At 72.0% G+C, this 24,833-nt stretch carries 17 protein-coding genes and 3 pseudogenes; 10 read left to right on the forward strand and 10 right to left on the reverse strand.

What is annotated here, in order from left to right; genetic code table 11:
* Positions 1-10: 10 nt before the first annotated feature.
* From C8046_RS03600 to C8046_RS03620, 6 genes and pseudogenes are all read left to right on the forward strand, one after another.
* Positions 11-1,006, forward strand: a complete 996-nt coding sequence (locus C8046_RS03600) for an ABC transporter permease (RefSeq protein ID WP_109228284.1) — start codon at positions 11-13, stop codon at positions 1,004-1,006.
* Positions 1,003-1,908, forward strand: a pseudogene (locus C8046_RS03605) (ABC transporter ATP-binding protein); the annotation flags it as partial. The gene C8046_RS03600 and the pseudogene C8046_RS03605, both read left to right, overlap by 4 nt.
* A 40-nt stretch (positions 1,909-1,948) precedes the next feature.
* Positions 1,949-2,872 carry an ABC transporter ATP-binding protein gene (locus C8046_RS03610; RefSeq protein WP_109228285.1) on the forward strand — a complete coding sequence of 308 codons (924 nt, stop codon included), beginning with the start codon at positions 1,949-1,951 and terminating at the stop codon, positions 2,870-2,872.
* Positions 2,869-3,345, forward strand: a pseudogene (locus C8046_RS20170) (phosphotransferase); the annotation flags it as partial. The gene C8046_RS03610 and the pseudogene C8046_RS20170, both read left to right, overlap by 4 nt.
* Before the next feature lie 119 nt (positions 3,346-3,464).
* Positions 3,465-3,605, forward strand: a pseudogene (locus C8046_RS20175) (hypothetical protein); the annotation flags it as partial.
* Between the two features lie 33 nt (positions 3,606-3,638).
* Positions 3,639-3,836: a hypothetical protein gene (locus C8046_RS03620; RefSeq protein WP_146197054.1), complete on the forward strand. Its 198-nt coding sequence runs from the start codon at positions 3,639-3,641 to the stop codon at positions 3,834-3,836.
* Here C8046_RS03620 and C8046_RS03625 read toward each other — a convergent pair.
* Both C8046_RS03625 and C8046_RS03630 read right to left on the reverse strand, forming a co-directional pair.
* Positions 3,823-5,925 carry a glycoside hydrolase family 36 protein gene (locus C8046_RS03625; RefSeq protein ID WP_109228288.1) on the reverse strand — a complete coding sequence of 701 codons (2,103 nt, stop codon included), beginning with the start codon at positions 5,923-5,925 and terminating at the stop codon, positions 3,823-3,825. The two genes, C8046_RS03620 and C8046_RS03625, sit on opposite strands and share 14 nt — an antisense overlap.
* 219 nt (positions 5,926-6,144) lie before the next feature.
* On the reverse strand, positions 6,145-7,035 hold the full coding sequence (locus tag C8046_RS03630; RefSeq protein ID WP_109228289.1) for a helix-turn-helix transcriptional regulator: 891 nt from the start codon (positions 7,033-7,035) through the stop codon (positions 6,145-6,147).
* A gap of 153 nt (positions 7,036-7,188) precedes the next feature.
* Here C8046_RS03630 and C8046_RS03635 point away from each other — a divergent pair, with 153 nt between their 5' ends.
* Both C8046_RS03635 and C8046_RS03640 read left to right on the forward strand, forming a co-directional pair.
* A complete protein-coding gene (locus C8046_RS03635; RefSeq protein WP_109230719.1) occupies positions 7,189-8,169 on the forward strand; it encodes an aldo/keto reductase in 981 nt (326 codons plus the stop codon).
* Positions 8,170-8,275: 106 nt separating this feature from the next.
* Positions 8,276-8,746: a hypothetical protein gene (locus C8046_RS03640; RefSeq protein WP_109228290.1), complete on the forward strand. Its 471-nt coding sequence runs from the start codon at positions 8,276-8,278 to the stop codon at positions 8,744-8,746.
* Positions 8,747-8,770: 24 nt separating this feature from the next.
* Here the strand turns inward: C8046_RS03640 and C8046_RS03645 are convergent, their stop codons facing one another.
* Positions 8,771-9,436 carry an NAD(P)H-binding protein gene (locus C8046_RS03645; protein WP_109228291.1) on the reverse strand — a complete coding sequence of 222 codons (666 nt, stop codon included), beginning with the start codon at positions 9,434-9,436 and terminating at the stop codon, positions 8,771-8,773.
* A 27-nt stretch (positions 9,437-9,463) separates the two neighbouring features.
* A complete protein-coding gene (locus tag C8046_RS03650; protein ID WP_109228292.1) occupies positions 9,464-10,555 on the reverse strand; it encodes an NADH:flavin oxidoreductase/NADH oxidase in 1,092 nt (363 codons plus the stop codon).
* 99 nt (positions 10,556-10,654) lie between these two features.
* Here C8046_RS03650 and C8046_RS03655 point away from each other — a divergent pair, with 99 nt between their 5' ends.
* A complete protein-coding gene (locus tag C8046_RS03655; protein WP_109228293.1) occupies positions 10,655-10,987 on the forward strand; it encodes an ArsR/SmtB family transcription factor in 333 nt (110 codons plus the stop codon).
* Positions 10,988-11,059: 72 nt separating this feature from the next.
* On the opposite strand, the gene C8046_RS03660 is transcribed toward C8046_RS03655, so the two are convergent.
* The 6 genes from C8046_RS03660 to C8046_RS03685 all read right to left on the reverse strand — a co-directional run bounded on the left by C8046_RS03660 (position 11,060) and on the right by C8046_RS03685 (position 22,253).
* Positions 11,060-16,156, reverse strand: coding sequence for a lamin tail domain-containing protein (locus tag C8046_RS03660; RefSeq protein ID WP_146197055.1), 5,097 nt, complete (start codon positions 16,154-16,156; stop codon positions 11,060-11,062).
* A 159-nt stretch (positions 16,157-16,315) separates the two neighbouring features.
* Positions 16,316-17,254 carry a carbohydrate ABC transporter permease gene (locus C8046_RS03665; protein ID WP_109228295.1) on the reverse strand — a complete coding sequence of 313 codons (939 nt, stop codon included), beginning with the start codon at positions 17,252-17,254 and terminating at the stop codon, positions 16,316-16,318.
* Complete coding sequence (locus C8046_RS03670) at positions 17,244-18,197, reverse strand: carbohydrate ABC transporter permease (protein WP_109228296.1); 954 nt, start codon at positions 18,195-18,197, stop codon at positions 17,244-17,246. The genes C8046_RS03665 and C8046_RS03670 overlap by 11 nt, the downstream gene beginning before the upstream one ends.
* The gene (locus C8046_RS03675; protein WP_109228297.1) at positions 18,197-19,492 is read right to left on the reverse strand and encodes an ABC transporter substrate-binding protein; all 1,296 of its coding nucleotides are present in this window, start codon (positions 19,490-19,492) and stop codon (positions 18,197-18,199) included. The genes C8046_RS03670 and C8046_RS03675 overlap by 1 nt, the downstream gene beginning before the upstream one ends.
* 11 nt (positions 19,493-19,503) lie before the next feature.
* Positions 19,504-21,177 (reverse strand): FAD-dependent oxidoreductase, encoded by a 1,674-nt coding sequence (locus C8046_RS03680; RefSeq protein ID WP_199224382.1) that lies wholly within the window; start codon positions 21,175-21,177, stop codon positions 19,504-19,506.
* A complete protein-coding gene (locus tag C8046_RS03685; protein WP_109228298.1) occupies positions 21,174-22,253 on the reverse strand; it encodes a LacI family DNA-binding transcriptional regulator in 1,080 nt (359 codons plus the stop codon). Before C8046_RS03685 ends, C8046_RS03680 begins: the two co-directional genes overlap by 4 nt.
* A 218-nt stretch (positions 22,254-22,471) precedes the next feature.
* On the opposite strand from C8046_RS03685, the gene C8046_RS03690 reads away from it, so the two are divergent.
* Positions 22,472-24,748, forward strand: a complete 2,277-nt coding sequence (locus tag C8046_RS03690) for a DUF1349 domain-containing protein (protein ID WP_109228299.1) — start codon at positions 22,472-22,474, stop codon at positions 24,746-24,748.
* The last annotated feature ends 85 nt before the right edge of the window (positions 24,749-24,833 follow it).

The raw sequence follows: 24,833 nt of genomic DNA on the forward strand, positions 1-24,833 counted from the left end.
GAGGCGACACATGCCCAGTCCCACCCCCGGCAACCAGCCCGACGTCGCCCAGGCCACCGAGCAGCTCGCGGCGGAGGAGGCCCGCACCGGCGGCACGCGACGCCGCTCCGCCTGGCGGCTCATGCTCCCCACGCTCACCCCGTGGTTGGCGATCGGACTGTTCCTCATCCTCGCGATCGCCCTGTTCGGGACGATCGGACCTTTCCTCGTCGGCGATCCGTCCGTCATCCGCGACATCGGCCTCACCGGGCCGTCGTCCGAGCACCTGCTCGGCACCACGCAGACCGGTCAGGACGTGCTGGCCCAGCTCGCGTGGGCGACGCGCGGGTCGCTCCAGATCGGTCTCCTGGTCGGTGTGCTCGCCACGATCCTGTCGGCAGCCTTCGGGATCTACGGCGCCTATCTCGGCGGCCTCGCCGACGAGGGCTTCTCCCTGCTGTCGAACGTGTTCCTCGTGATCCCGGGCCTCCCCCTGGTCATCGTGATCGCGGCCTTCGTGCCGCGGGAGGCCCGCGGCTGGTGGACGATCGCCATCGTGCTGGCCATCACGAGCTGGGCCGGCTCGGCGCGCGTGCTGCGGGCGCAGACGCTCTCGGTCCGCAGCCGTGACTACGTCGCAGCCTCCCGCGTGGCCGGCGAGCGGTCGTGGCGCGTCATCACCGTCGAGATCCTGCCGAACCTGCTACCCGTCATCGCGTCGCAGTTCGTCTTCGCCGTGATCGCCGGCATCCTCTCCGAGGCCGGGCTCTCGTTCATCGGTCTCGGCTCGTCGAACTCGGCCACGCTCGGCACGATGCTCTTCTACGCCCAGAACGGCTTTGCGCTGTCCCTGGGGGCCTGGTGGTGGTTCGTGCCACCCGGCCTGATGATCGCCCTGTTCGGGATGGGCCTGTCGCTCGTGAACTTCTCCATCGACGAGGTCATCGACCCCAAGCTCAAGAACGTCCGCCTGCACCGCAAGCGCGCCAAGCGCATCCGTCGTCTCGAGGAGGCAGCCCGCTCATGACCACCACGAGCAGCACGACCGGATCCGCCGCGGAGGCCGCGACCCGACCGGCGACGACCGGCGAGGACGGCGGCGCTCGCCGCCCCGTCCTGACCGTCACCGACCTCTCGGTCGTCTACGAGGTCGATCCCCCCGTCGAGGCCGTGAAGCGCGCGTCGTTCACGCTGGGCGCGGGCGAGATCCTCGGACTCGCGGGCGAGTCGGGGTGCGGGAAGACCACGCTGGCCTACGCCGTGAACCGCCTGCACCTCCCGCCCGCCCGGATCGCCGGGGGCAGCGTCACGTTCCACGACGCGTCGGGCGAGGACATCGACATCCTGGGACTGGCGGACGAGCGGCTGCGCCGGTTCCGCTGGGACAAGCTCTCGATGGTCTTCCAGGGGGCCATGAACGCCCTGAACCCGGTGATGACGGTGCGCAAGCAGCTGCGCGACACGATCCTGGCGCACCGCCCCGGCACATCACGCTCCGACGTCGAGCGCCGATCCACCGAGGTGCTCGAACGCGTCGGGGTGGCGGCGAACCGGCTCGGGTCCTACCCGCACGAGCTGTCCGGCGGTATGCGGCAGCGCGTCATGATCGCGATGGCCATGCTGCTGGAACCCCAGGTGATGGTCATGGACGAGCCGACCACGGCGCTCGACGTCGTCGTCCAGCGCGACATCCTGCGCGAGATCGTGCGCCTCAAGGACGAGCTCGACTTCGCCGTCATCTTCATCACGCACGACCTGCCGCTCCTCCTGGAGATCGCGGACCGCATCGCCATCATGCTGCGCGGCGAGATCGTCGAGCTCGACACCTCCGAGAAGCTCTACACCCAGGCGTCGCACCCCTACACCCGCACGCTGCTGGGCTCCTTCCCGAGCCTGTCGGGCGATCGCGGCGACTTCATCCGCACGGGCGTCATGGACGACGCCACCGAGACCCCGAGGGGAAGGCGCGATGACCAGCGTCGAGGTCACGAACCTGACCAAGGACTACTCGCTGCGCACCGGCCTGCGGCGCCAGCACCTGCGCGCCGTCGACGACGTGAGCTTCGACCTCGTCCCGCGCCGGACCGTGGCGCTCGTGGGCGAGTCGGGTTCGGGCAAGTCGACGATCGCGAAGCTGCTGACCCGGCTCGAGAAGCCCACGTCCGGCCGGATCGACGTCACGCTCGACGACCGGACGCCCGTGCGCGGATCGGTGTACCGCCGTCACGTGCAGATGGTCTTCCAGGACCCGTTCGCCTCGCTCAACCCGTTCCACTCCATCGAGCACCACATCGCGCGACCGCTGCGCATCCACGGCCGCACGCACGGGGCCGAGGAGACGCGCGACCGCGTCGCGCAGATGCTCGAGAGGGTGAACCTGACGCCGGCCCGCACGTTCATGGAGCGGCGCCCGCACGAGCTGTCGGGGGGTCAGCGCCAGCGGGTGGCGATCGCCCGTGCCCTGGCGCCCGGCGCCCAGGTGCTGATCGCCGACGAACCCGTCTCGATGCTCGACGTCTCCATCCGGCTCGGCGTGCTCAACCTGATGGCTCGACTCCAGCGGGAGGACAACCTCGCCGTCCTGTACATCACGCACGATCTCGCCACCGCCCGCCACTTCTCCGACGAGATCCTCGTCCTCTACCGGGGCAGGGTCGTCGAGCGCGGACCCGCGGACGCCGTCATCCTCGACGCCCACCACGACTACACCAAGCTCCTCGCGATGGCCGCCCCGACCCCGAGCGACTGGGACGGGTCTCGGCCGACGAGGTCGAGATCGACCGCTCGCGCATCGACAACTCGCGCTGCTACGACCACCACCTCGGTGAGTGGGTCACGCATTCCGGGGCACCGGCGCTCGTCGCGTCCTGACGACGCCGGCCACCAGGGATGACCGTCGAGGGGATCCCGCACCACCTCGCGGCCGAGGTGGCTCGACGACACGGTCTGCGGTGGTCGAGCAGCTCCGTCCCCGCCTGGACGGGGTTCGTGAACGCCGTCGCCGTCATGCGCACCGACGACGGCGCGACCCACGTGCTGCGCGTCCCGCACTCCGCCGATCACCCCGGCCTGTCGCCGGCCGACCAGAACTGGGTGCAGCGGCGAGCCGCTGAGGCCGGCGTCCCCTTGCCCCGCGTGCTGGGTCACGGGAGGATCGACGGCGTCCCGTACCAGGTCCAGGAGTTCGTCGAGGGGACGAGCGGAGCGCTGCTCGTCGACACCCCCGGCGAGATCGAGCTCTGGCGCCGCGCCGGGCGGTGGGCCGCCCGGATCGCCGAGATCGATCTCGACGGGGCGCCGGACGCGCTGTTCACCCGGTTCGGTCGCGACGCCGACCGTGCCCACCGACGGAACCTCGCCTACCACCGCGAGCAGCTCGTGCCGGGTGACCCGCTGCTCGCGCTCGGTGTCTACGAGACGTCCGACGTGCCCCGGTTGCTCGAGCTCCTCGACCACCTCGAGCACGACCCCCGCGCACGGGTCTGGTGCACGGGGACCTGGGCCCGCACAACGTCCTGCGACGCCGCGTCGGCGACCGCGCGGAGCTCGTCCTGCTGGACTGGGACGGGGCGCACGTGGGCGCCGTCGGCTACGACGACCTCCTGGCGCCCGCCGGGGTGGACGGCCGCGAGCTGCGCACCGGTCGTCCGCCCGCCGTCGTGACCCGGATCGAGAACGCCTACCGGGAGGGTCTCGCCGCCGCCGGCGGGGTCGTGCTGGAGGACCGCACGCTGAGGAACCTCCGCGTGCTGTCGTGGCTCGACCTGGCCCGGTGGGCGGTGGACCGCGCTCCCGAGCGACTCGAGGTCCAGGTCCGACTCGCCCGGGAGGCCGTCGCCGCGATCAGGCCGGCGTGAGGCGAAGCACGCGCGCGCTCGCGACGTCCGCCGGGATCGAGTCGTCCACGGTGACCCTGAGGACCCCCTCCGCCGCGTCCCAGTCCGCCGTCCAGCCGTCGAGCGCACGGGGGAAGTGGGCGTCGACGGCGACGTCGGTGCCGCGCAGGTGCGGCACGGGCAGCCGGACGATCGCGCCGGCGCCGGGCCGCCGCCACACCGAGAGGTGACCACCGTCGGCGTCGCGCAGGCCCAGCGCGACCCACCCGTCCTCCCACCCCGGGAGGCCCAGCGGCCAGAACGGCGTCGAGGTGGCCAGGGTCGGAAGGAGCGCGCGGTGGGCCGCCACCGCGTCCTGCACGAGGGCGAGCTCGGCCGGCGTCATCACGTTGAGGTAGCCGGAGAGGTACATCCGTCCGAGCACACCGTTGACCAGCGAGAGCGTGAAGAGCTCCGTCGAGGTGCCGGTGCGCGGGTAGGCCCAGTTGCCCGCCTGCTCCGGCAGGATCGAGGCGGGCGCCGCCGCGGCGATCGGCGCGTACATCACCGGATCCTGCTGGTCGGACGTGGACTGCAGGTGCAGCCGCGACAGCGTGGCGTAGTCCATCCGCATCGCACCGGAGGCGCACGACTCGATCAGCAGCGCCGGGTGCCGCGCCTGGATCTCGTCGATCCAGTCGAGCAGGACCCGGTTGTGCTCCAGGAGACCGTGGCCCGGCGCGATCCCGCCACGGTCGCTGCCGGGTCCCGTCATCGTGTTGCAGTCCATCTTGATGAACGTGGCGCCGTAGCCCTCCACGAGTCGGTCGACGACCGCGGTGACGTGCCCGCGCGCCGCGGGGTGACGCAGGTCCAGCAGGTGGCGCCCGTGCTCGGCGAGGCGGATGCCGCCGCGGGAGAAGAAGGCCTCCTCGGGCAGGGTCCTCGCCAGGGGTGAGTTGACCCCGATCACCTCCGGCTCGAGCCAGAGTCCTGCCGCCATCCCGCGGTCGGTGATCGCGGTCAGCACCTCCTCGAGCCCACCGGGGAAGCGGTCGGCGGCGGGCAGCCACTCCCCCACCGAGTCCCACCAGGTGCCGTCCGCGTACCAGCCGGCGTCGATGCAGAAGATGTCGACCCCCACCTTCCCCGCCGCCTCGATGAGTGGAATGAGCTTCGCCGTCGTCGGGTCCCCCATCAACGTGTTCATGTAGTCGTTGAAGACGACCGGCAGGCTTAGGTCCGCCTCACGCTGCCGACGGATACCTCGCCGGTGGGCCGTCAGCGTGCCGAACGCGTCGTCCGCGCCGCCCCGCACCACGGCGACCCCGACGGCGGGCGTCACGAACGTCTCGCCGGCGGTGAGCCGGACCGACCACTGGTGCTCGGCGTCGGTGGGACCCGAGGCGAGCACGTAGAGGCTCGTGCGGGTCTCACCGATCTCGTGCAGCCAGGGTCCGTTGTGCTCCACCTGGAAGCCCATGGCGTAGTCGGAGGACCGGGAGGTGACGACGGCGGTGGGCAGCGCCTCGCCCGTCGACCACGACCCCCGATTCGTCAGGTGGTAGCGACTGCGGGGCGCGTGGTGCTGCAGCTCACGATCGATCCTCGCGAGGCCCACCTCCCGCAGCGGACGGGTGCTCCACCGGCTCTCGGCGACCCAGTCGTTCGCCCCCGCCACGAGGTCGAGATCCTCCACCTCGGCCCCGGAGTCGGGCAGAACGGCGCCGGTGGCGAACGAGGAGACGAAGTCGAGCACGACATCGCCCTCGCCCTGGCCCGCGGTTCGGGTGACCTCGGTCCAGGTCCGCACGGAGTCGGGCGACGTCGTCTCGACGACGCTGCGCACGTCCAGCCCCAGGGTGGGCTCGTGCTGTCGGACGGTGAGGCGGTCGCCCTCGACGTCGTGCCCCACGTACCGCAACGACCGCCCGAGGACCGTGTCGACGTGGCGGAAGCCGCCGGGGAATCGACCGTGGCCGAAGGCGGAGAGCTCCACGAGGGGCTGGTCCGTCTCCGCGGGGCCGTCCGCTCCCCCGCGGGGCAGCATCGAGCAGAGCCGGACGGGGTCGTTGTCACCCCCGGCGAACGCGAGGACGAGCGATCCGGACGACCAGGTGAACTCGGGCACAGCGACTCCATCGACGCGGCGGGCAGTGTTTCTCTACCACCGTAACAAAGTCGGGTCGCAACTACGCGCGAGCGCGAGACAGCCCGACCGACGACCGCCCCAGCGGCACGTCAATCCACACGAGCGGCGATCCAAGGGTGATGCGAGCGACCGCACCGGCCTGACCAGCACCGATGCCGCGAGGCACGCTCAGGAACCGAGTCGTGCCGCTGGAGTGGTTCAGGGTGCGGCTCGATCGGTCGTAGCCGACCGCGATTCCGTCCGCGCCAGGTTCGCGAGCAGCTGGAGCCGCTCCTGGGCCGCCGATCCCGGCGCCGCGGAGAACACGACGAGCTGGAGCCCCCGCCCCGAGGCGAGGTCCAGCACCTCGAACGTGAGGTCGAGGTCGCCGACCTCGGGGTGGTGGACCCTCTTCAGCCCGGTGCTGTGCCGTCGGACGTCGTGGGCTCCCCAGAGGGTGCGGAACAGGTCGGAGCGCGTGGAGAGCTCGCCGACGAGGTCGCTCAGCTGCCGGTCGTACGGGGAGCGGCCGGCCTCGGCCCGCAGCACAGCCACGATCTGCCGCGTCTGGTCGTCCCAGTCCCGGTAGAACTCCTGCGCCCGCGGGTCGAGGAAGAGGAAGCGTGCGGCGTTGGCGGGCGAGGGGCGGTCGTCGTCGAGCATCACCGAGAAGAGCGCGCGTCCGAGCTCGTTCGTGGCCACGGCGTCGAGGCGGCCGTTCTGGACGAAGACCGGCACCGTCGACATCGCGTCGATCGTCTGCCGCAGCCCGGGGGTGAGCTGCGCCGGGCGCACCGTCCGCGCGCGCTGACGCGGGTGAGCGCCCGCGTTGGCGGCGCGGACGAGGTCGTGCAGGTGCGCGTGCTCGGCGTCGTCGAGCTGCAGCGCACGACTCACGCCGTCGATCACCGCCTCCGAGACGCCGCCCGCGTTCCCCCGCTCGAGCCGCTTGTAGTACTCCGCGCTCATCCCGGCCACGAGCGCCACCTCCTCGCGGCGCAGACCCGGCACACGACGTCGACCGCCGAAGTCCGGCAGACCGACCTGGGCGGGGGTGAGCTTCGCGCGACGCGTCGTGAGGAATTCGCTGATCGCGTCGTGGGTGGCCATGGCAAGGAAACTACGCCACCTCCCGACCCCGAGAGGGTCCCTGCTGGGGCACCCGTCGACAGGGCCACGCGCCCCTGGCGAAAGGCGCGTTGACTCGGGACGTCAGCCACCGACCGCGTGGCCGGACAGGGAGGAACCAGCACCATGAGCACCATGAAGCACGTCCGCCTCGGCAGCCTCGAGGTCTCGCGCATCGGCCTCGGCGCCATGACCATGGCCGGCACGTACACGTCCGGCGGCGGGCTCGACAACGACGAGTCGATCCGCACCGTCCGGCGCGCCCTGGACCTCGGCGTCACCCACATCGACACCGCGGAGATCTACGGCCCCTACCTCAGCGAGGAGCTCGTCGGACAGGCGGTGCAGGGCCGACGGGACGAGGTGCGGATCGCGACCAAGTTCGGCCTCGTCTCCCACGCCGGGGGTGGCCCCGGCGTGACCGACAGCAGCCCGGCGAACGTGCGGGCAGCTGTCGAGGGCTCGCTGCGGCGCCTGCGTACCGATCACATCGACCTCTACTACCAGCACCGCGTCGACCCGAACACGCCCATCGAGGAGACCGCGGGCGCGGTGGCCGAGCTGATCGCCGAGGGCAAGGTGCGCCACTTCGGGCTCTCCGAGGCGTCCGCGAGGACCATCCGGCGCGCGCACGCCGTCCAGCCGGTCTCGGCGCTCCAGACCGAGTACTCGCTGTGGACCCGTGACGTGGAGGCGGAGATCCTCCCCGTCCTGCGGGAGCTCGGGATCGGCTTCGTTCCCTACTCGCCGCTCGGCCACGGCCTCCTGACCGGGCAGATCCGCTCCGCCGCCGACATCCCCGACGACGACTGGCGCAAGACCAATCCGCGCTTCGTCGGAGAGAACCTCGAGCGCAACCTCCGCCTCGTGGAGGAGGTCAGGGCCATCGGGGCGGAGATCGGCGCGACGCCGGCCCAGACCGCGCTCGCGTGGATCCTCACGCGGGGTGACGACATCGCCCCGATTCCCGGCACCCGCCGGGTGGCGCGCATGGAGGAGAACACCGCGGCCGACGCGATCGAGCTCACGACGGACCAGGCCGACCGGCTCACCGCCCTCGAGCCGGCCTCCGGGAACCGGCACGACGACGCGAACATGGTCTCGATCGACACCTGACGCACCGCTCGGTCGGGGACAGCTCGGCCGGGGACGAAGGCGTCGACCGGACCCGGCCGGGCTCGGAGCGGTCGCGGGAACCGGGGTCGCCACCTAGCGTGGACGGATGACGGAGACGGTCGCGCGAAACCGACCCCCGCCCTGGTGGATGGTCGTGCTCCTGGTCCTGTACGCCGCGATGTTCACCAACTACGCGACGCTCTGGATCGAGGTCCCGTGGTTCGTGGCGGCGCCGATCGTCGCCGTCGTGCTCGGGTCGCTGGCCTGGTTCGCCGTGGCGTCGACCGCGACGTCGCTCGTGGTGGCGCCGGAGGCGCTGCACGTGCGGCGCCGGTTGCGTCCGCTGGAGATCCGACGCGATGAGATCGTCGCGGTCCACGGCGACATCCCGAACCGTCCGCGGTGGTCGGGCCGCGTGATCGTCGTGACCACCGACGGCTCCCACAGGATCCCCGCGTTCTCGGAGCCCGCCGTCGGGGAGATCATCGAGCGGCTGCAGGAGTGGTCGGGGCGGGGCGAGCCGGAGCCCGCCCCGGCGCGTCCGTCGGAGGACGGCGACGGCGACGGGGCGGGCTGAATCGCTCCCCGCCGACCGCTGGGCTCAGCGCGGCCCGGTCGACCGGGCGACGTCGAGCGCCGCCTGCGCGACCGGCGTGTCCCCGTCGGTCAGCTCGACGATCGTGCGGGACAGCGCCGGCTCGTGCAGCGCAGCGTCGATGAAGGCCGCGACGTTGTCCCGTCGCACGACGCCGTAGTCGATCGCCAGGCCGGCGGTCACGCGGCCGTCGCCGCTCTCGTCGCTCAGGATCCCCGGTCGGACGACGAGCCAGTCGAGGTCGGTGCCGACGAGGTGGACGTCCGCCGCCTTCTTGACCCGCATGTAGTGCTCGAACCCCTCCCCGAGCTCTCTGTCGCGCTCGGACTCGGGGAAGGCGGAGACCAGGACGAACCGCGTCGCGCCGGCACGGATCGCCGCCTCGGCGGCCTTCTCCACACCTCGGCCGTCGATCAGCGTCGTCATCTCGGCGCCGGTCCCGTGCGCCCCGGCCGAGAACACGACGGCGTCGTGGCCGGCGATCTTCTCGGCGAGAGCCTCGACCGAGTCCTCGACGAGGTCGCCCCGGACCGCGCTCGCCCCGGTCTCCTCGATGGTCGACGCCTGCTCCGCCCGGCGGTGCATGCCGGTGACGACGTCACCGCGGGCGGTCAGCAGACGGGACAGACGCGCTCCGACGCCGCCGGCGGCGCCGATCTGGAAGATCTTCACGGGTGTGCTCCTTCTCGTGCGGTCGGATCAGAGGGCGTAGTCGTACTGGACGAGGTAGCGGCGCGCCCGGTCCAGCTCGGTCGCGGCGTCGTTGGCCCACGACGGGTCCCGGAGCAGCGCGCGCCCGACGAACACCGCCTCGGCCTGCTCGGAGGCGACGAGCTCGGCGGCCCACGCCGCGTCGTCGATGCGACCCACGGCCGCCACCGCCACGCCCGCCTCGGCCCTGACGCGAGCCGTCAGCGCCGTCTGGTAGTCGCGTCGCGACGGGATCGGTGCCGGCAGCAGACCGCCGGAGGAGCCGTCGATGAGGTCGACGCCGCGCTCACCGGCCCACCGGGCGAGCTGGACCGTGTCGGCCACCGTCCAGCCCTCGCGCTCGTGCGAGGGGTCCTCGCTGATCCAGTCCGTGGTCGACACCCGCATCAGGATCGGGCGGTCCTGCGGCCACACGGCGCGCACGGCGTCGACGACCTCGAGCACGATCCGGGCCCGGTTCTCCAGGCTCCCGCCGTAGTGGTCCTCACGACCGTTCGAGGCCGGCGACAGGAAGGAGTGCAGGAGGTAGCCGTGCGCCGCGTGGATCTCGACGACCTCGAACCCCGCCTCCAGCGCGCGGGTGGCACTCGCGGCGAACGAGGCCACGACGTCGCGGATGTCCTCGACCGTCAGCTCCCGGGGCACCGGGTAGCCGGGGAAGGCGTCGGGGCTCGCCCCGACCGACGGCCAGCCGTGATCCGCCTCGTCGACCGGGCCGCCGCCGCGCCAGGGGCGGTCCACGGACGCCTTCCGCCCGGCGTGGGCCAGCTGGACGCCCGGCACCGCACCGCCGTCGGCGATCACCCTCGCGAGCCGTGCGAAGTCGGCCACCTGGCCGTCCTCCCACAGCCCGAGGTCGTAGGGCGAGATGCGGCCGTCGGCGGTGACCCCCGTGGCCTCGACCATCACGAGCCCCACGCCGCCGGCCGCCCTGGCGCCGTAGTGGGCCAGGTGGAAGTCGGTCGGGCGCCCGGCTCGCGCCGGGTCGGGCTCGGCGGAGTAGGTGCACATGGGAGACATCCAGATCCGGTTGGGGATCTCCAGGCCTCGGAGCTGCAGGGGGTCGAACAACGTCGGCACGGGCCGAACTCCTCTCTTAGTACGACCTCTGTCGTACTACGACGGCGATCGTACGATAGGGTCGTCGCGCTGTCCAGCGACGAGGAGAGGTGGCCGCCCGTGCGAACGCTCGCGCATCCGGAGCCCGAGGAGATCGAGCTCGACACCGTGCTGTCGGCTCTCGCCGATCCCGTCCGACGTCGGATCGTCAGGCAGCTGGCCGACGGTCACGACGACCAGGCCTGCATCGCCTTCGAGCTCCCCGTCAGCAAGTCGACCTCCACCCACCACTTCCGCGTCCTGCGCGAGGCGGGCGTGATCGAGCAGCGCTACCGGGGCACCTCGATCCTCAACGGGCTGCGGGACGCCGACCTCGAGGCGCGCTTCCCCGGCCTCCTGCCCTCGATCCTGCAGGCGGCGCGGTCGGAGACGTCCGCGAGTTCCTCCGCCTGACAGCACGACCGCCGGGGACGCGTGATCCCCGCACCCCCGACGAACCGGGGGTGCGGGGATCGGCGGACGGGCTCAGTCCTCCAGGTGGTGCAGGCGGTACATGAAGGCCGCCATCGCGTCACGGTTGACCGAGCTCAGCGGCTGGAAGAACGACGTCCCGTCGTTGCCCGATCCGACCCAGCCCGTGGCGATGCCCCGCTCGGCCAGCCACGCGATCTCCGCGTAGAACTGGTTGTCCGTCGCGACGTCGACGAACGGCGAGACCGCGGGGACCTCGGTCTCACCCACCTCGGCGTACCGGTGCAGGAAGGCCGCCATCGCGTCCCGGGCGATCGGCGCGAGCGGTCGGAACGAGGCCGTCCCGTCGCCGTTGTCCCACCCGGTGGAGATGCCCCGCTCGTGGAGCCAGGTGATCTCGGCGTAGAACTGGTCGTCCGGGGCGACGTCGCTGAAGGGTGACCGCTCGGGCGCCCGGAACTCCGGCGATCCGGCCAGCCGGTACAGGAACGCCGCCATCGCGTCGCGAGCGACCGGGGTGACCGGTCGGAACTCACGCGTGCCGTCCGGCATCGTCCAGCCGCGCGTCACCTCACGCTCCGCCAGCCACGCGATCTCGTGGTGGAAGAGGTCGCCGACGGCGACGTCCGAGAACACCTGCTCGCCGGGCTCCGTCGGAGCGAGGGCCGCGACGAACGTGGCGACGGCGGACGGCCGTCCCCGCTCCGGCGCGAGCTCCCCACCGGTCGCGGTCACGTACCAGCCGTGCTCCGCGCCGGCCGCGAGCCCGGACCAGGTCACCTCGCCGTCCTCGCCACCCGCGAGGGTCAGCACCCCACCGACGGGGGCGACGTCGCTCAGCACCGTGACCGCGCTGGTCCGCACGGTCTTGGCGTAGAGCAGGTCGACGGGCAGGACGAGCTCGTCGCTCTCCGCCGTGTACCAGCCGTTGCGGTGCTCGTACCGGAAGGGCTCGAAGCTGTCGTGACGGGGCGAGAACGCGTTGACGGCCATCCGACCGGCCGCCACGTCCACCTGGTACAGGCGCAGGAACACCGAGTCGCGCACGTCCTGCGAGGCGTAGGACTGGTAGTCGGCCACGGTCTCCACGACCGTGCGGCCCGGCGTGCCACCGACGTCCTCGAGCACCCGCTGACGCACCCCGTGGAGGTGCCCGGACAGGGTCATCACGACGTTGTCGTACGGCTCGACGAGCCGCTCGAAGTAGACGTCGCCCTGCGCGGTCCAGCGACCGTTGGAGGGGTTCGCGCGCTCGTCGATCTCGGGACGCAGGTACTCGTGCGTGCCGATCACCACGTTGTGCGTGGGGTGTGCGGCGATGACGTCCTCGGCCCACACGAGCTCCTGCTCGCGCGTGTCGTAGCCGAGGGAGAGGAACAGCAGCTTCACGCCGTCGCGCTCGACGGTGCTGTAGTGCGCCCCCATGCCGAGCGGACCCTCCTGCCCGAACCACGGCGAGTCGGCGTAGCGCTCGGCCGGGAAGTAGGAGTCGAAGAGGTCGTTGGACGTGCCCCAGACGTTGTCGTGGTTTCCCGGGAGCACGGAGTGCGGGACACCGGCGGTCTCGAGGATCTCCTGCACCCGCGAGGCCAGCTCGAACTCCTCCACGGCCCGGTCGCGCTCCTGGTCGCCGCGCAGCCAGTTCTGGATCAGGTCCCCGGTGTGCATGACGAACGCGACGTCCCGTGCCTCCGCGTTCGCGGCGAACCAGGCGTTGATGTCCGTGAAGATGCGCGGGTTCTGCTCGACGAGGTACTGGGTGTCGGTGACGTGCCCGATGCTGAAGTCGTACGTCCCCGGCGTCTCGAACGCCTGGTCCGTCTCCGCCGTCAGGTTCTCCTCCACCCGCGGTCCGTCCTGTACGAGCACGGTCGCCACGCCGTCGGTCACCACGGCCGGGTCGATCGCGGCGACGAGGGTGACCTCCTCACCGTCCTGCCCGCTGCGGTGGTCGGACAGCACCCACGCCTCGTCCTGCGGGTCCCAGACGGACAGCTGGAGCTCGTGGCGCTCCCGCGTGCTGCCGGTCCACACCACCTCCACCGGGGTGTCGATCTCGCCGACGGCGACCTCGAGCCGGAGGTAGGGGTAGCCCCGGGCGTCGTCGGAGGACTCAGCGACGCCGTCGGTGACCTCACGCTCCTGCGCACCCGTCCGCGCCTCGAGCGGCGCCGCGGGCGAGACACCTGCGAACGTGCGGACCTCGGCCTCGGCGACCGTGCCGCCGCGCACCGCGAGGTCGGAGTCGACCGCCGCGCGAGCGGTGAGGATCTCCCCGACGGCGGTGGGTGACGCGGGTCGCGAGGAGTCCGCGAGCGGCGCTCCTGGCACCGTGGCGCGATCGAGCGTCACGGGGTCGAGCGCGCCGGGGCTCGGCACCGCGGGGTCGGTGTGCGCGAGCGCCACGAACTCCCCCGGCGTCCGCGGACCCGGCACGTAGTCGTGGTAGTTGTCGCCGGTGAACTGCGTGCGGTGGAAGCTCAGACCGTGCTTCCAGCCCGCGGAGACCGACGTCGTGGACTGGCGGCGGTCGAGCGGCACGCCGGCCCGGCACGGGCCGGTCGGGGCGTTCGTGACGAGGCCGACGTCGTCGTAGTAGACACCGACGCGGTCGACGACGGCGCCGGCGCGGTCGGTGACGACCACGCCGTACCCGGCGGCGTCCATCCGACCCGTGGCGACGGCGTCGCCGACGAGGCCGACCGGGGCGTCCGGGCCGACCAGGGTCCACGCCTGGCCGGGTGCGAGCACGGTCCCGTCGGGGATGACGGCCTGGGGCTCGGCCACGCGGCGGCCGTCGACGGAGCAGTAGTGCACCTGCCACCCCGACACGTCGGTGCTCTCGCTCCCGCGGGCCGCGAGCTCGACGAACTGCTCCGAGCCGGGCGTGGTGGGGATCGCGGGAGTGCCGTCGACGACGTCCGCGGGTCCACCGTTGGTGACCTCGGTGATCTGCACCGGGCCGGGCTCGAGGACGACGCGCTCGCGCGGGACGACGTCTCCGTGCACGCCGGGCGTGCGCAGCGCGCGGGCGAAGTCCGCGGCGTCGTCCCCGGTTTCGCCGGTGCGCTGCCAGGACTCGCCGTCGCCGAAGTCGAGGTCGTTGGCGAGGGGGTGGCCCGTCGTGCACGCCGAGTCGACGCCCGTGAACACGCCCACCTGGTCGACCGTGCGCAGCTCGGCGTCGGTCAGCACGACGCCGAAGCCGCCGTCGGTCGCGAGGCTCGTGCCGTAGGTGACGTCCGCCTGCCCGGTGAATCCGCCCGTGCGACCCATGACGTAGGACGCGCCGGGCGCGAGCGTCGCCGCGGGCAGGACGAGCTGCCGGGTGTCGGGGTAGGCGCGGCCCGTGCCGGTGCAGCGGAACAGCTGCCAGCCGCCCAGCTCGACGGGGACCTCGCCCAGGTTCGTGATCTCGACGAAGTTGTCGGCCGCGCCGCCGGGGCCGCCGTTGGCGAGCTCGGTCACGCGGACCGCGGAGTCGGCGCGCGGCCGCTCCCAGGCGCGGGCGTTCACGGCGCCGGGGGTGCGGGGCGCGGCGACGAAGTCCACCCGGGCGTCACCGGTGAGGTCGACGCGCTGCCACGTCTCGGCGTACAGGCCGCTGAGGCTGCCGGGCAGCGGGGTTCCCGCGGCGCAGTAGCTCTCGACGTCGTGACGGGCCGAGCCGACCCGGTCGACGACGACGCCCGACTCGTCGAAGACGATCAGGCCGTACTGCGTCGCGAAGCTGATGTCGAAGAACAGGTCGGCCGCCGCGGCGACCTCCGGGCTCGACTGGGCGCTGCGGGCGGCGGTCAGTCGCTGACCGGGCGCGAGCACGCGACCCTGCAGCTGCGCGGGCGTGAGCTGTTCGACGGAGGCGCGCACCCCGGTGCCGGTGCAGCGGTAGACGCTCCAGCCGTCGAGGGGCTGCGGCTCGTCGCCGTAGTTGACCAGCTCGAAGAAGATGTCGCCGTTCCCGGCGGGACCGGTGTTGGTCAGCTCGGCCACCCGGACGTTCGGCCCGCCGGTGGTGGAGAGGAACTCCTCCGGCTCCGGCTCGGGCTCGGTCGGGAGGTTCGCGCGGAGCTGCCCCGGACCGCGGGGCGCGGCGACGAAGGCGGTCCGGTTGTCACCCTCGGGCGCCGTGCGCTGGTAGCTGTCGCCACCCGCGGCGTCGAGCCCGGCGTACGGCAGCGGTCGACCCTGGGCGCACGCGCTGTCCTGGCCGTCGGCCAGGGCGACGGCGTCGACCGTCGCCGCCTCGCCGTCGACCAGCAGGACGCCCGCCGCGCCGGCCACGAAGCCGGTCGTGGGCACGACCACGGCCTCGCCCGGGGAGAGGGTGCTCGGCAGAGCCGTCGCGATCAGGTCGCCGGCGAAACGGCGTCCGAGCTCGTTGCAGCGCCACAGCGTCCAGCCCTCGAGGGTCACGGCCGTGGTGCCGTAGTTGCCGATCTCGACGAGGTGGTCGCCGGCCCCGGCCGGTCCCGCGTGGGCGACCTCGGAGATGAGGACGTCACCTCCGCGCGGCTCGGGCGAGGGCGCTGCCGCCACCGGGTCTCCCGGGGTGCGAGGCGCACGCACGAAGTCGGCGAGGTTGTCGCCGGTGCTCCCGATCCGCTGCCACGACTCGCCGCGCACCGAGTCGGTGACGTTCGGCAGCGCGGTCCCGGCGACGCAGCCGGCGCCCGCGACCGAGGAGTCCTTCACGGCCACGGCGTCCACCGTCGCCCCGGCGGCGTCCCGGATGAGAGCGCCGTAGGAGTTGTTCGCCATCGACGTCGCGTAGCGCTGGTCGGCGTCGACCGTGGACTGCGCGTGCTGACGGGCCAGCACGCGGACCTCGCCCGGCTCCAGCACGCCCGCGAGCGTCACCTGGGGCGCGGAGGCCACCGACCCGGTCCCGGTGCACCGGAACACGGCCCACCCCGTGAGGTCCTGGGCCTGCGAGCCGAGGTTGGCGATCTCGATGAAGTTGTCGTGGTAGCCGCCGGGGCCGCCGTTGGTCAGCTCCGTCACGACGACGCGAGGTCCGTCGTCGAGGCTCGGAGCCGGCTGGTCAGGCAGCTCCGGAGCCGCGTGGGCGGGGAGGGCGAGGGTCAGGCCGAGGGTCGATCCGAGCAGCATCGCGATCGCTGCTCGTGCCGGGCGTCTGTGCGTGCGCACGTGGCGTCCTTGTCACTGGGAGACGGGGTCCCGACCATGCGACCAAGCAGGAACGACGCGGGCACGACGGGGCGGTGTCCCTCCGCCGAAGTCCAGGCGTACGGAGGGTGTCCGACGCCGGCGCGGTGTGCACGCCCCGTCCACCCACCCGCGACGCCGCTACCCCTTGAGCCCCGTCTGCGCCAGGCCCTCGACGAACTGCTTCTGCGCGATCGAGAAGATCACCAGGACCGGGATCACCGTCATCGTCGCCGCGGCGAGCTGGACGTTCCACATCTCGCCGCCGTAGGCGTCGGTGTAGCGGGTCAGCGCCTGGGGAAGGGTGAACATCTCCGGCGACTGCAGGAACACCGTGGGCTCGAGGTAGAGGTTCCACACGTGCTGGAAGGTGAAGATCGCCACGGCCGCGAGCGCCGTCCGGGCGAGCGGGAGCGCGATGTACCACCAGGTGCGCCACCGCCCGAGGCCGTCGAGCCGCGCCGCCTCCTCCAGCTCCACGGGGAGAGTGATGAAGAACTGCCGCATGATGAACGTCGCCAGGACGCTGGGCGCGCCGAAGGTCGTGGCCAGCAGCAGCGGCCAGTGCGTGTCGACCATCCCCCAGGTGTTGAACATCTGGAAGAGCGGGACGATCGTGACCTCACTCGGGATGAGCAGGCCCAGGAGCACGACGAGGAAGAGCGCGTTCTGGCCGCGGAACCTGATGCGGGCGAAGCCGTACCCGGCCATCGCGGAGATCAGCATCGTGCCGCCCGTGACGAGCACGGCGATGTAGACGCTGTTGAAGTACTGGCGCACGAACGGCTGGAGCACGAACGCCTCCCGGAACGCGGTCCACGTGACCTCGCTGGGCCACAGCGTCGGCGGGTAGGCGAAGATCTCGCTCACCGGCTTGAGCGCCGAGGTGAACATCCACCACGTCGGCATGACGAACGGGACGGTCAGCGCCACCAGCGCGGCGTAGAAGAGGATCCGACGCCAGACGGGAGATCGGTGGATCTCCCCCTGCGGTCGGGTGCTCGTCGGTGAGGACGCGCGGTCGTCGTCGGGCTCGCGCCGCGTCCCGTCCGTCGCGGGGTCGAGGACGTCAGCTCTCATAGTGGACCCACCTCTTGCGCAGCTGCCACTGCGCGATCGTCAGGACGAGGACGATGACGAACAGCACGATGGCGAGCGTCGAGCCGTAGCCGAACTGGTGGAAGTCGAAGGACTGCTGGACCAGGTAGTAGACGAGCACCGTCGTGGAGATCCCGGGTCCGCCCTGGGTGAGGACGGCGACCTGGGCGTACACCTGCAGCGAGCCCACGATCGTGATGATCGAGGTCAGCATGATCATCGGGGAGATCAGTGGCAGGGTGATGCGGCGGAAGATGGCGGCGTCCGAGGCGCCGTCGATGCGGGCCGCCTCGTGGAGCTCCCGTGGCACGCCCTGGAGGGCGGACAGGAACAGGACCATGTTCAGTCCCACGTTCTTGAAGACCTGCACGACGATGACGGCGATCATGGCGCCCCACCCCTCGCGGAGCCAGTTCGGGCCGTCGATGCCCAGCATGGCGAGCGCACCGTTGATGCCGCCGTCCGACTGCAGGAGGAAGCCCCACACGATCGTCCACGCCACCAGCGAGATGACCACGGGCGAGAAGAAGATCGTCCGGAAGACCGTCACGCCGGGCCAGCGTCGGTTGAGCATCACCGCGAGCAGGAGTGCGAGCGAGAGGTTGACGACGACGAGGCCGAGCGAGAAGACCACCGTCGCCCGGAGGACCGAGGCCAGCTGCGGGTCGTTGAAGAGCCGCTCGACGTTGTCCAGGCCGACGAAGGTGAACGTGTTGGCCAGGACGTTCCACTCGTGCAGCGAGTAGTAGACGATCAGGCCGAGCGGCACGAGGACGAACGCGACGATGCCGAGCAGCTGGGGGGCGATGAACAGGTAGCCGGTGCGGGCGTCGCGCCGCACGTGGGGCGGCGGCCGCCGGTCGGTGCGGGCGCCCCCGGCCCGGGAGTCGTCCCGGGCCGGGCGCGCAGGGGTGGCGAGGGACATCACTTCTCCAGGAGCGGCGCGATGGCCCCACACGTCTGGCCGAGCACGCCGGCGACGTCGGCGCCGGGGGTCCACAGGTCGTCGAGCGAGGCCCGGACCTGCTGGGCGATCTGCGCGGCGTCGGTGTGGCTCGGGCGGACCTGGCCGTTCGCGATCCCGGGGATGACGACGGTCTCGATCTGCTCGGGGGTCAGCAGGGGGTTGGCCGCCGAGAGGACGTCCACCGTGAGGAGGGACTCGCGGGGCGGCGGGAAGTACGCCGCCAGCGCCTCGGAGCTCTCCGGGTTGGTGAAGTAGGCGAGGAAGTCGGCGGCGGCCTGCGGGTTCGGGCCCTGGGCGATGACGCCGACCCCGCCCTGCCCGGTGACGGCGTACTCGCCGTCGGGACCGGCGGGAAGCGGGAGCAGGTCCCACGCGAAGCCGTCCTCGGGGAGCAGGTTCGCCCGCGAGATCTGGGTGACGGTGAACGCCGCCTCCCCCGCGAAGAAGTCGGCGCTCGTCCCCGGCCCGGGCATCGAGGAGCTGGTGAACGCGGCGTCGTGCAGGAACTCGAACGCCTCGGTCATCTCGGGGCTGTCGAACGTGCACTGCGTGCCGTCCTCGTTCCAGGGGCTCGCGCCCCAGCCGTTCCAGACGGTGCTGAGGTAGTCCCAGTTGAGGTAGTCGAAGTCGCGGACCACGAACCCGGTCCTGCCCGTGCCGGCCTTCACCGTCGCGCCGGCCGCGCTGACGTCCTCCCAGGTCCACGACCCGTCGGCGAGCATCTCCGCCCCGCTCGGCAGGCCGGCCTCGGCGAGGAGGTCGTCGTTGACGAACGTGACGAAGGGCGAGGTGCTGAACGGGTAGCCGATCAGCTCGCCGTCGTGGGTCCAGAGCTCGGCGGCACTCGCGGAGATGTCGTCGAAGTCGTAGCCCTCGGTGGCCTCGAGCGTGTCGTTCAGCGGCATCAGGGCCCCGCTCGCGACGAAGTCCGGCGCGGCGTTCTCCAGGACCCACGCCAGGTCGGGCGCGTTGCCGCCGGCGATCTGGGTCGTGACGGTCGAGGTGTAGTCGTCGAACGGCAGCGGGTCGAACGTGATCGAGGCGATCTCGGGGTGGTCGGCCATGTAGTCGTCGGCGATGGAGTTGAACAGCGCCAGGTGATCCTCGTTCGACGTCCAGATCGTCATGCGCAGCGCGATGTTCTCCGTCTGCTCGTTCGACCCGCCCCCGCCGGCCGATCCGCCGCAGGCGGCGAGGACGAGGGATCCGGTGATGGCCGCGGCGATGGCGGTCAGCGTCCTTGCTGATCTCATGATGCTTCTTCCTAGTAGCCGACGACGTCGGGCCAGTGCAGCTCGACGCCGTCGTCGGTGAGAACGGCCTGGTAGTCGGCCAGGTGGGTGGGAGTGGCGTGCACGGCGTGGGGGGTGAGGCCGTGCCGGAGGCAGAAGGCGGCCAGGGTCCCGGCCGCCTCGCCGATGTTCCACTCCACGGGGTGGAGCCTGAAGGCACCGTTGGTGATGTGCGTGGTGCCGGCGTTCTTGCCGGCGGCCAGCAGGTTCGTGAGGCGGCGCGGCACGATGATCCCGAGCGGGATCTCGAACGGGCTGCTCGCGATGTCGAGGTAGTTGTCCCCGCCCGAGCTCGGGTGGAGGTCGATCCGGTACATCCCCACCCCGACCGAGTCGGCGGTGGTGAACGGGCGCCCGTGACCCTTGACCTCGATCGAGAGGTCGTTCTCGGTCACGGTGCCCACCGTGAGCAGCCGGCGCGACTCGCGGATGTACGGCGCCATCGCCAGCCCGTCCGGACCCCGGGTGAGGTCACCGCGGAGGCGGAGTCCCGGGTAGCCGCGGCCGCCGTCGGGTCGGGGGGCCTCGGTCTGGAGCCAGTACAGCATCGAGAGCGACTGCCGCCGGGCGGCGGCCAGGTGCTCACGGGCCACGGCCGGCTCGACGTCGACCAGCGTCCCGTCGACGTGGTCGATCATCGGCCAGTTCACCAGCACGACGTCGCTCGGCATCGCGCCGGGCGTGAAGTTCGTCCGGTCGAGGATCCGGCGGAAGGTCCACAGCTCGCGGTCGCCCGGGTCCTTGCCCTGGTCGGCCACCGTCGCGGGCGGCGGGGCGTGCGGGGTGAAGGTCCGCGTCGTCGTCTCGAGCGTGCGCGGGTCCGGGCCGGTGAGGGAGATCATCGGCGCGTTCCAGTAGTCGGGCTGCCGCGACCGCCAGTGCTCGTAGTCTTGCGGCGGGTCGATCGTGTGGTCCTCGCCGTCGAGGTGGTCGATGACGAAGCACCAGCTGAAGGCCTGCTGATTCTCGGGCTGGGGCTGCTCCGGGGCGCTGGGCTCGCCGGTCTGCTCCCGCGACTCGAACCCCGTGACGTGCTCCGCCCCGGTCAGGGGCAGCAGGTCGCCCAGCTCGGTGCCGTCCACGACGTAGGTGCTCGTGACGACGACGTCGCGGCCCTGGTCGGTGAGGCGCAGCGTCACGCTGCGAACGGCGTCGTCCTGCACGACGGCCGAGATCGGGACGGCCGGCTGCAGCACGAGGAGACGCCCCGAGGACCGGTGCGGCGCGAGCATCGCCTCCAGCACGGCGGCGCCGACGGCCGGCTCGGAGCAGATGCGGCTCACCAGACCGTTGCCGGGGTTGAGCGCGCGCTCGGCCCTGGCCTCGGCGGTCAGGGGGTAGTAGGTCCGGTAGTGGTCCCGGATCCCGTCGCGCAGGCGGCGGTAGCGGGCGGTCGCCCCGAACTGCTCGATCCAGCTGTGCTCGTCGAGCGGGACGGCCTGGCTGGTGAGCTGACCCCCGAGCCAGGCGTACTCCTCGCTGAGCACGACGCGGGCACCGTTCTCGAGGGCCGCGAGGGCGGCGGCGACGCCACCCAGACCGCCGCCGACGACGAGGACGTCCGTCGTGATCTCCGGGCCGGCCCCGAGCGTGTCGTCGCGGCCGAGGCCCGTGATCGACGGTGCTGTCGGGTGGGGGTGGGTCATCGTGACTCCTTCTCGGAGGGTGTGGGAGGGGACGCGAGCGTCGAGCCGGCAACGATCGAGCAGGGCAGGGTCAGCCGCAGGTCGTCGTCGGGCACGATCTCGGTGGGGTCGAGGATTCGGCCCAGGAGGGCGACGGCCTCCGCCCCGAGCTGGGTGCGCGGCGGGCTCAGCCGCGTGAGGTCGACCTGTCCCTCGGACGTGTGGGACGGGTCCGCCAGGGTGACGATCGACAGGTCCTCGGGCACCCGCACGCCCTCGCGGTGGGCGAGCGCGTGGATGGCGAGCGCGTGACCGGGCGACTCGACGAACGCCACGCTCGCACCGCTGGCGCGGAGCGCCTGCCAGTCGGCGGCGAGGTCCTCGCCGTCGGTGGCCCGGTCGAGCACGGTCGCGGAGCCGGAGGGGGCCCGCCGCGCGAGCTCGGAGACGAAGCCCCGGTGGCGGTCGACGACGGACTCCCCCGAGCTGTCGCGGCGGAGCATCGCGAAGCGTCGGTGCCCCAGGTCCCAGGCGCGGGCGACGAGGTCGGCCGTTCCGGCGACGTAGTCGGCGGCCACGTACGGCACGTCACGCGCCTCGCGGCGTCCGACCGCCACGAAGGGGAAACCGCTGGCGAGCAGCCGCTCCAGATCGGCTCCGTCCATCTCGAGCCCGAGGAGCAGGCAGCCGTCGGCCAGACGGAGCCGGTTGTTGGGGTGGAAGAGGCTGCGGCGACCGTCCACGACCGGCGCCGACGTGAACATGAGCAGGTCGTAGCCCAGCTGCTCGGCCTGGGACTCGATGCCCGTGAGCAGGGCGGCGTAGAAGTCTCGGCTCGCGGACGGGAACGCGGGCTCGTAGGTGAAGACGCCGACGAGCCGGTTGCCGACCCCGGCCAGGCGGCGCGCCGCGGGGTCGGCGACGTACTCGGCCTCGCGGAGGACCTGCAGCACCCGCTCGCGGGTGTCGGCAGGGATGCGGGTCAGCGCGTCGGCCTTGCCGTTCACGACCAGCGAGACGGTCGACTGGCTGACCCCGGCGAGCTCGGCGATCCGCCGCTGGGTGATGCGTCGCTGCTGCCGTGGTGCTGTGGTCATCGCGTCCTCGCGTCCTCGCCGGCGTCGGTGCCGGTCTGATGAGCAGTTATTTCTGGAAGTTCGATGCTCATGCGCATTAGCATCGAACTACTCGGCCGCTAATGCGCATTAGCAGGATGACTGGAGTCTAGACACAGGTCACCGATCGGTGTCAACCGGACGTCCCACCCAGGCCGGGCGAGCTGCGACGACGCAGCTCCACCACAGGAGGTTGATCGATGACGATCGCACGCAGACGCCCGGCGCGCGTCCTGGCCGCCCTCGCCGCGACAGCACTCGGCCTGGCCGGGGTCGCGGCGGTGGCGACACCGGCCGCAGCCGAGACCGCTCCCCCACCGGCGGGCTGGCCCGAGTTCGGCTACCAGGGGGTGATCACGACGAAGGATGCCGACACGATCTGGAACCCCACGGACGAGTTCATCTTCCCGAGCGTCTTCCACGCCGGCGCCCACCTGGAGGATCCGCTGGCCGAGTGGTACCTCTACTACGCGCCGCACGACGACCCGGGCGGGATCTCCCTGCGCTACTCCGACAGCCTCGAGGGGCCGTGGACGGAGTACGCGGCCAACCCCGTCGTGGAGAACGTCTGGGACCCGTACTACTCGGTCCCCCACGTCTCCAGCGCCGACGCGATCTGGAACGAGCAGGCCGGTCGGATGTTCCTCTACTTCCACGGCAGCAACTCCCAGACCCGGTGGGCCGAGACGGACGACGGCGTCACGTTCGACTACGGCGGCCTCGCCGTCGACAACGCCATGGGTGGGCCGAACGTCACCGAGACCAGCTACGCCCGGGTGTTCGAGCACCCCGACCCGGACTCGCCGTACGCGTTCGGCATGTTCTACATGGGCAACGAGCGCGACGACATCCGTCGGATCCGCCTGGCCGAGTCCGTGGACGGTCGCACCTGGACCGTCGACCCCGACTACGTCGTGGCGCCGGGCGTCGAGGAGGGCCGGAACGTCTCCAGCGGTGACCTGTGGGAGTGGAACGACCAGCTCTACGTGATCTACCACGCCTCCAGCGGGAAGTCCTACGCCCGCACGATCGACCCGACGCTGCGGGAGGTCGGCGAGACCCCGATCGTCCTGCACGAGGCCAGCGGGATCGGCGACGACGTCGGTCGCGTCGCCGCGCCGCAGGTCGTCACCGACGGCGGCGAGACCTACCTCTTCTACGAGTCGGGCGACCGGCTCGGGGCGACGATCGCCTGGGCGAAGGACGGCGCCGACGTCGTCGTCCCGCCGCCGTTCGGCGGCTTCCCGGAGGACCCGGCCGACCCGGTCTTCGACCGGTGCGCAGCTCCGGGCAGCGACGAGTTCGAGGGCGACGCCCTCGCGGACGGGACGTGGGACCGCGTGCTGCGCGAGTCCGACGCCCGTCACCAGGTGGGCGACGGCGTGCTGACGGTGCCGACCTACGTCGGCGGCGTCGCCGCGGCGCCCCTGCTGCAGCAGGAGCTCCCCGCCGGCGCCTGGCAGGTCACCACGAAGGTGACGGTCGACGCCACGCAGCGGTTCCAGCAGGCGGGCCTCCTGCTCTGGGCCGCCGACGACCACTACGCCAAGCTCGACCTCGGCCGCGCGACACCGGGGCCGACCGTGGAGCTCGTCTACCACGACCGGGGCAGCAACCGGCTGGACAGCGCGGCGCCCCGGATCGCCGGGACGTCGACCCTGTGGCTCCGTCTCACCAGCGACGGCGACACGATCCGCGCCCACGTCTCCTACGACGGTTCCACGTTCGAGCGCTACGGGCGGGACATCGACGTCGCCACGGCCGGGTTCACCCACATCGGGCCGTACGCCTTCCGCGGGACGTCGGGCGCGCCGGAGATCCCGGCGACGTTCGAGTGGTTCCGGTTCTCCCCCGACGCCGCGAGCTACGCCGAGTGCGCGGCCCCCGCTGCACCGTCGTTCTCCGACGTGGACGACACGAACCGCTTCGCGACGGAGATCGAGTGGCTCGCGGAGCGAGGCATCTCCACGGGATGGGTGCTGTCGGACGGCTCGGCCGAGTTCCGTCCGGTGACGCCGGTGGCGCGCGACGCGATGGCAGCGTTCCTGTACCGCCTGGCCGGCGAACCGGACTACGTCGTGCCGACGGTCTCGCCCTTCACGGATGTGTCCACGGACGACCTCTTCTACGAGGAGATCGCGTGGCTGGCCGAGCGGGGCATCTCGACCGGCTGGGTCGCCGCGGACGGGACGGCGCAGTTCCGTCCGCTGGAGCCCATCGCTCGAGACGCGATGGCGGCCTTCCTCTACCGCTACGCCGACGTCGAGGGTCACGAGACGCCGACGATCTCCCCGTTCGACGACGTGGTGACGTCGAACCAGTTCTTCACCGAGATCACCTGGCTCGCCGAGCGCGGGATCGCGACGGGCTGGGTCGGTGAGGGCAACGACGGGACGACCATCTTCCGCCCGCTCAACCCGGTGAACAGGGACGCCATGGCGGCCTTCATGTACCGCCTGCACCACCTGGAGAGCTGAGGGTCGACCGCGCGCGATCGACCGCGAGGCCGCAACGGCCGACACCCCGGGAGTCCAACGAGGACTCCCGGGGTGTCGGCCGTGC

It is taken from the genome of Serinibacter arcticus (assembly GCF_003121705.1).
GTDB lineage: Bacteria > Actinomycetota > Actinomycetes > Actinomycetales > Beutenbergiaceae > Litorihabitans.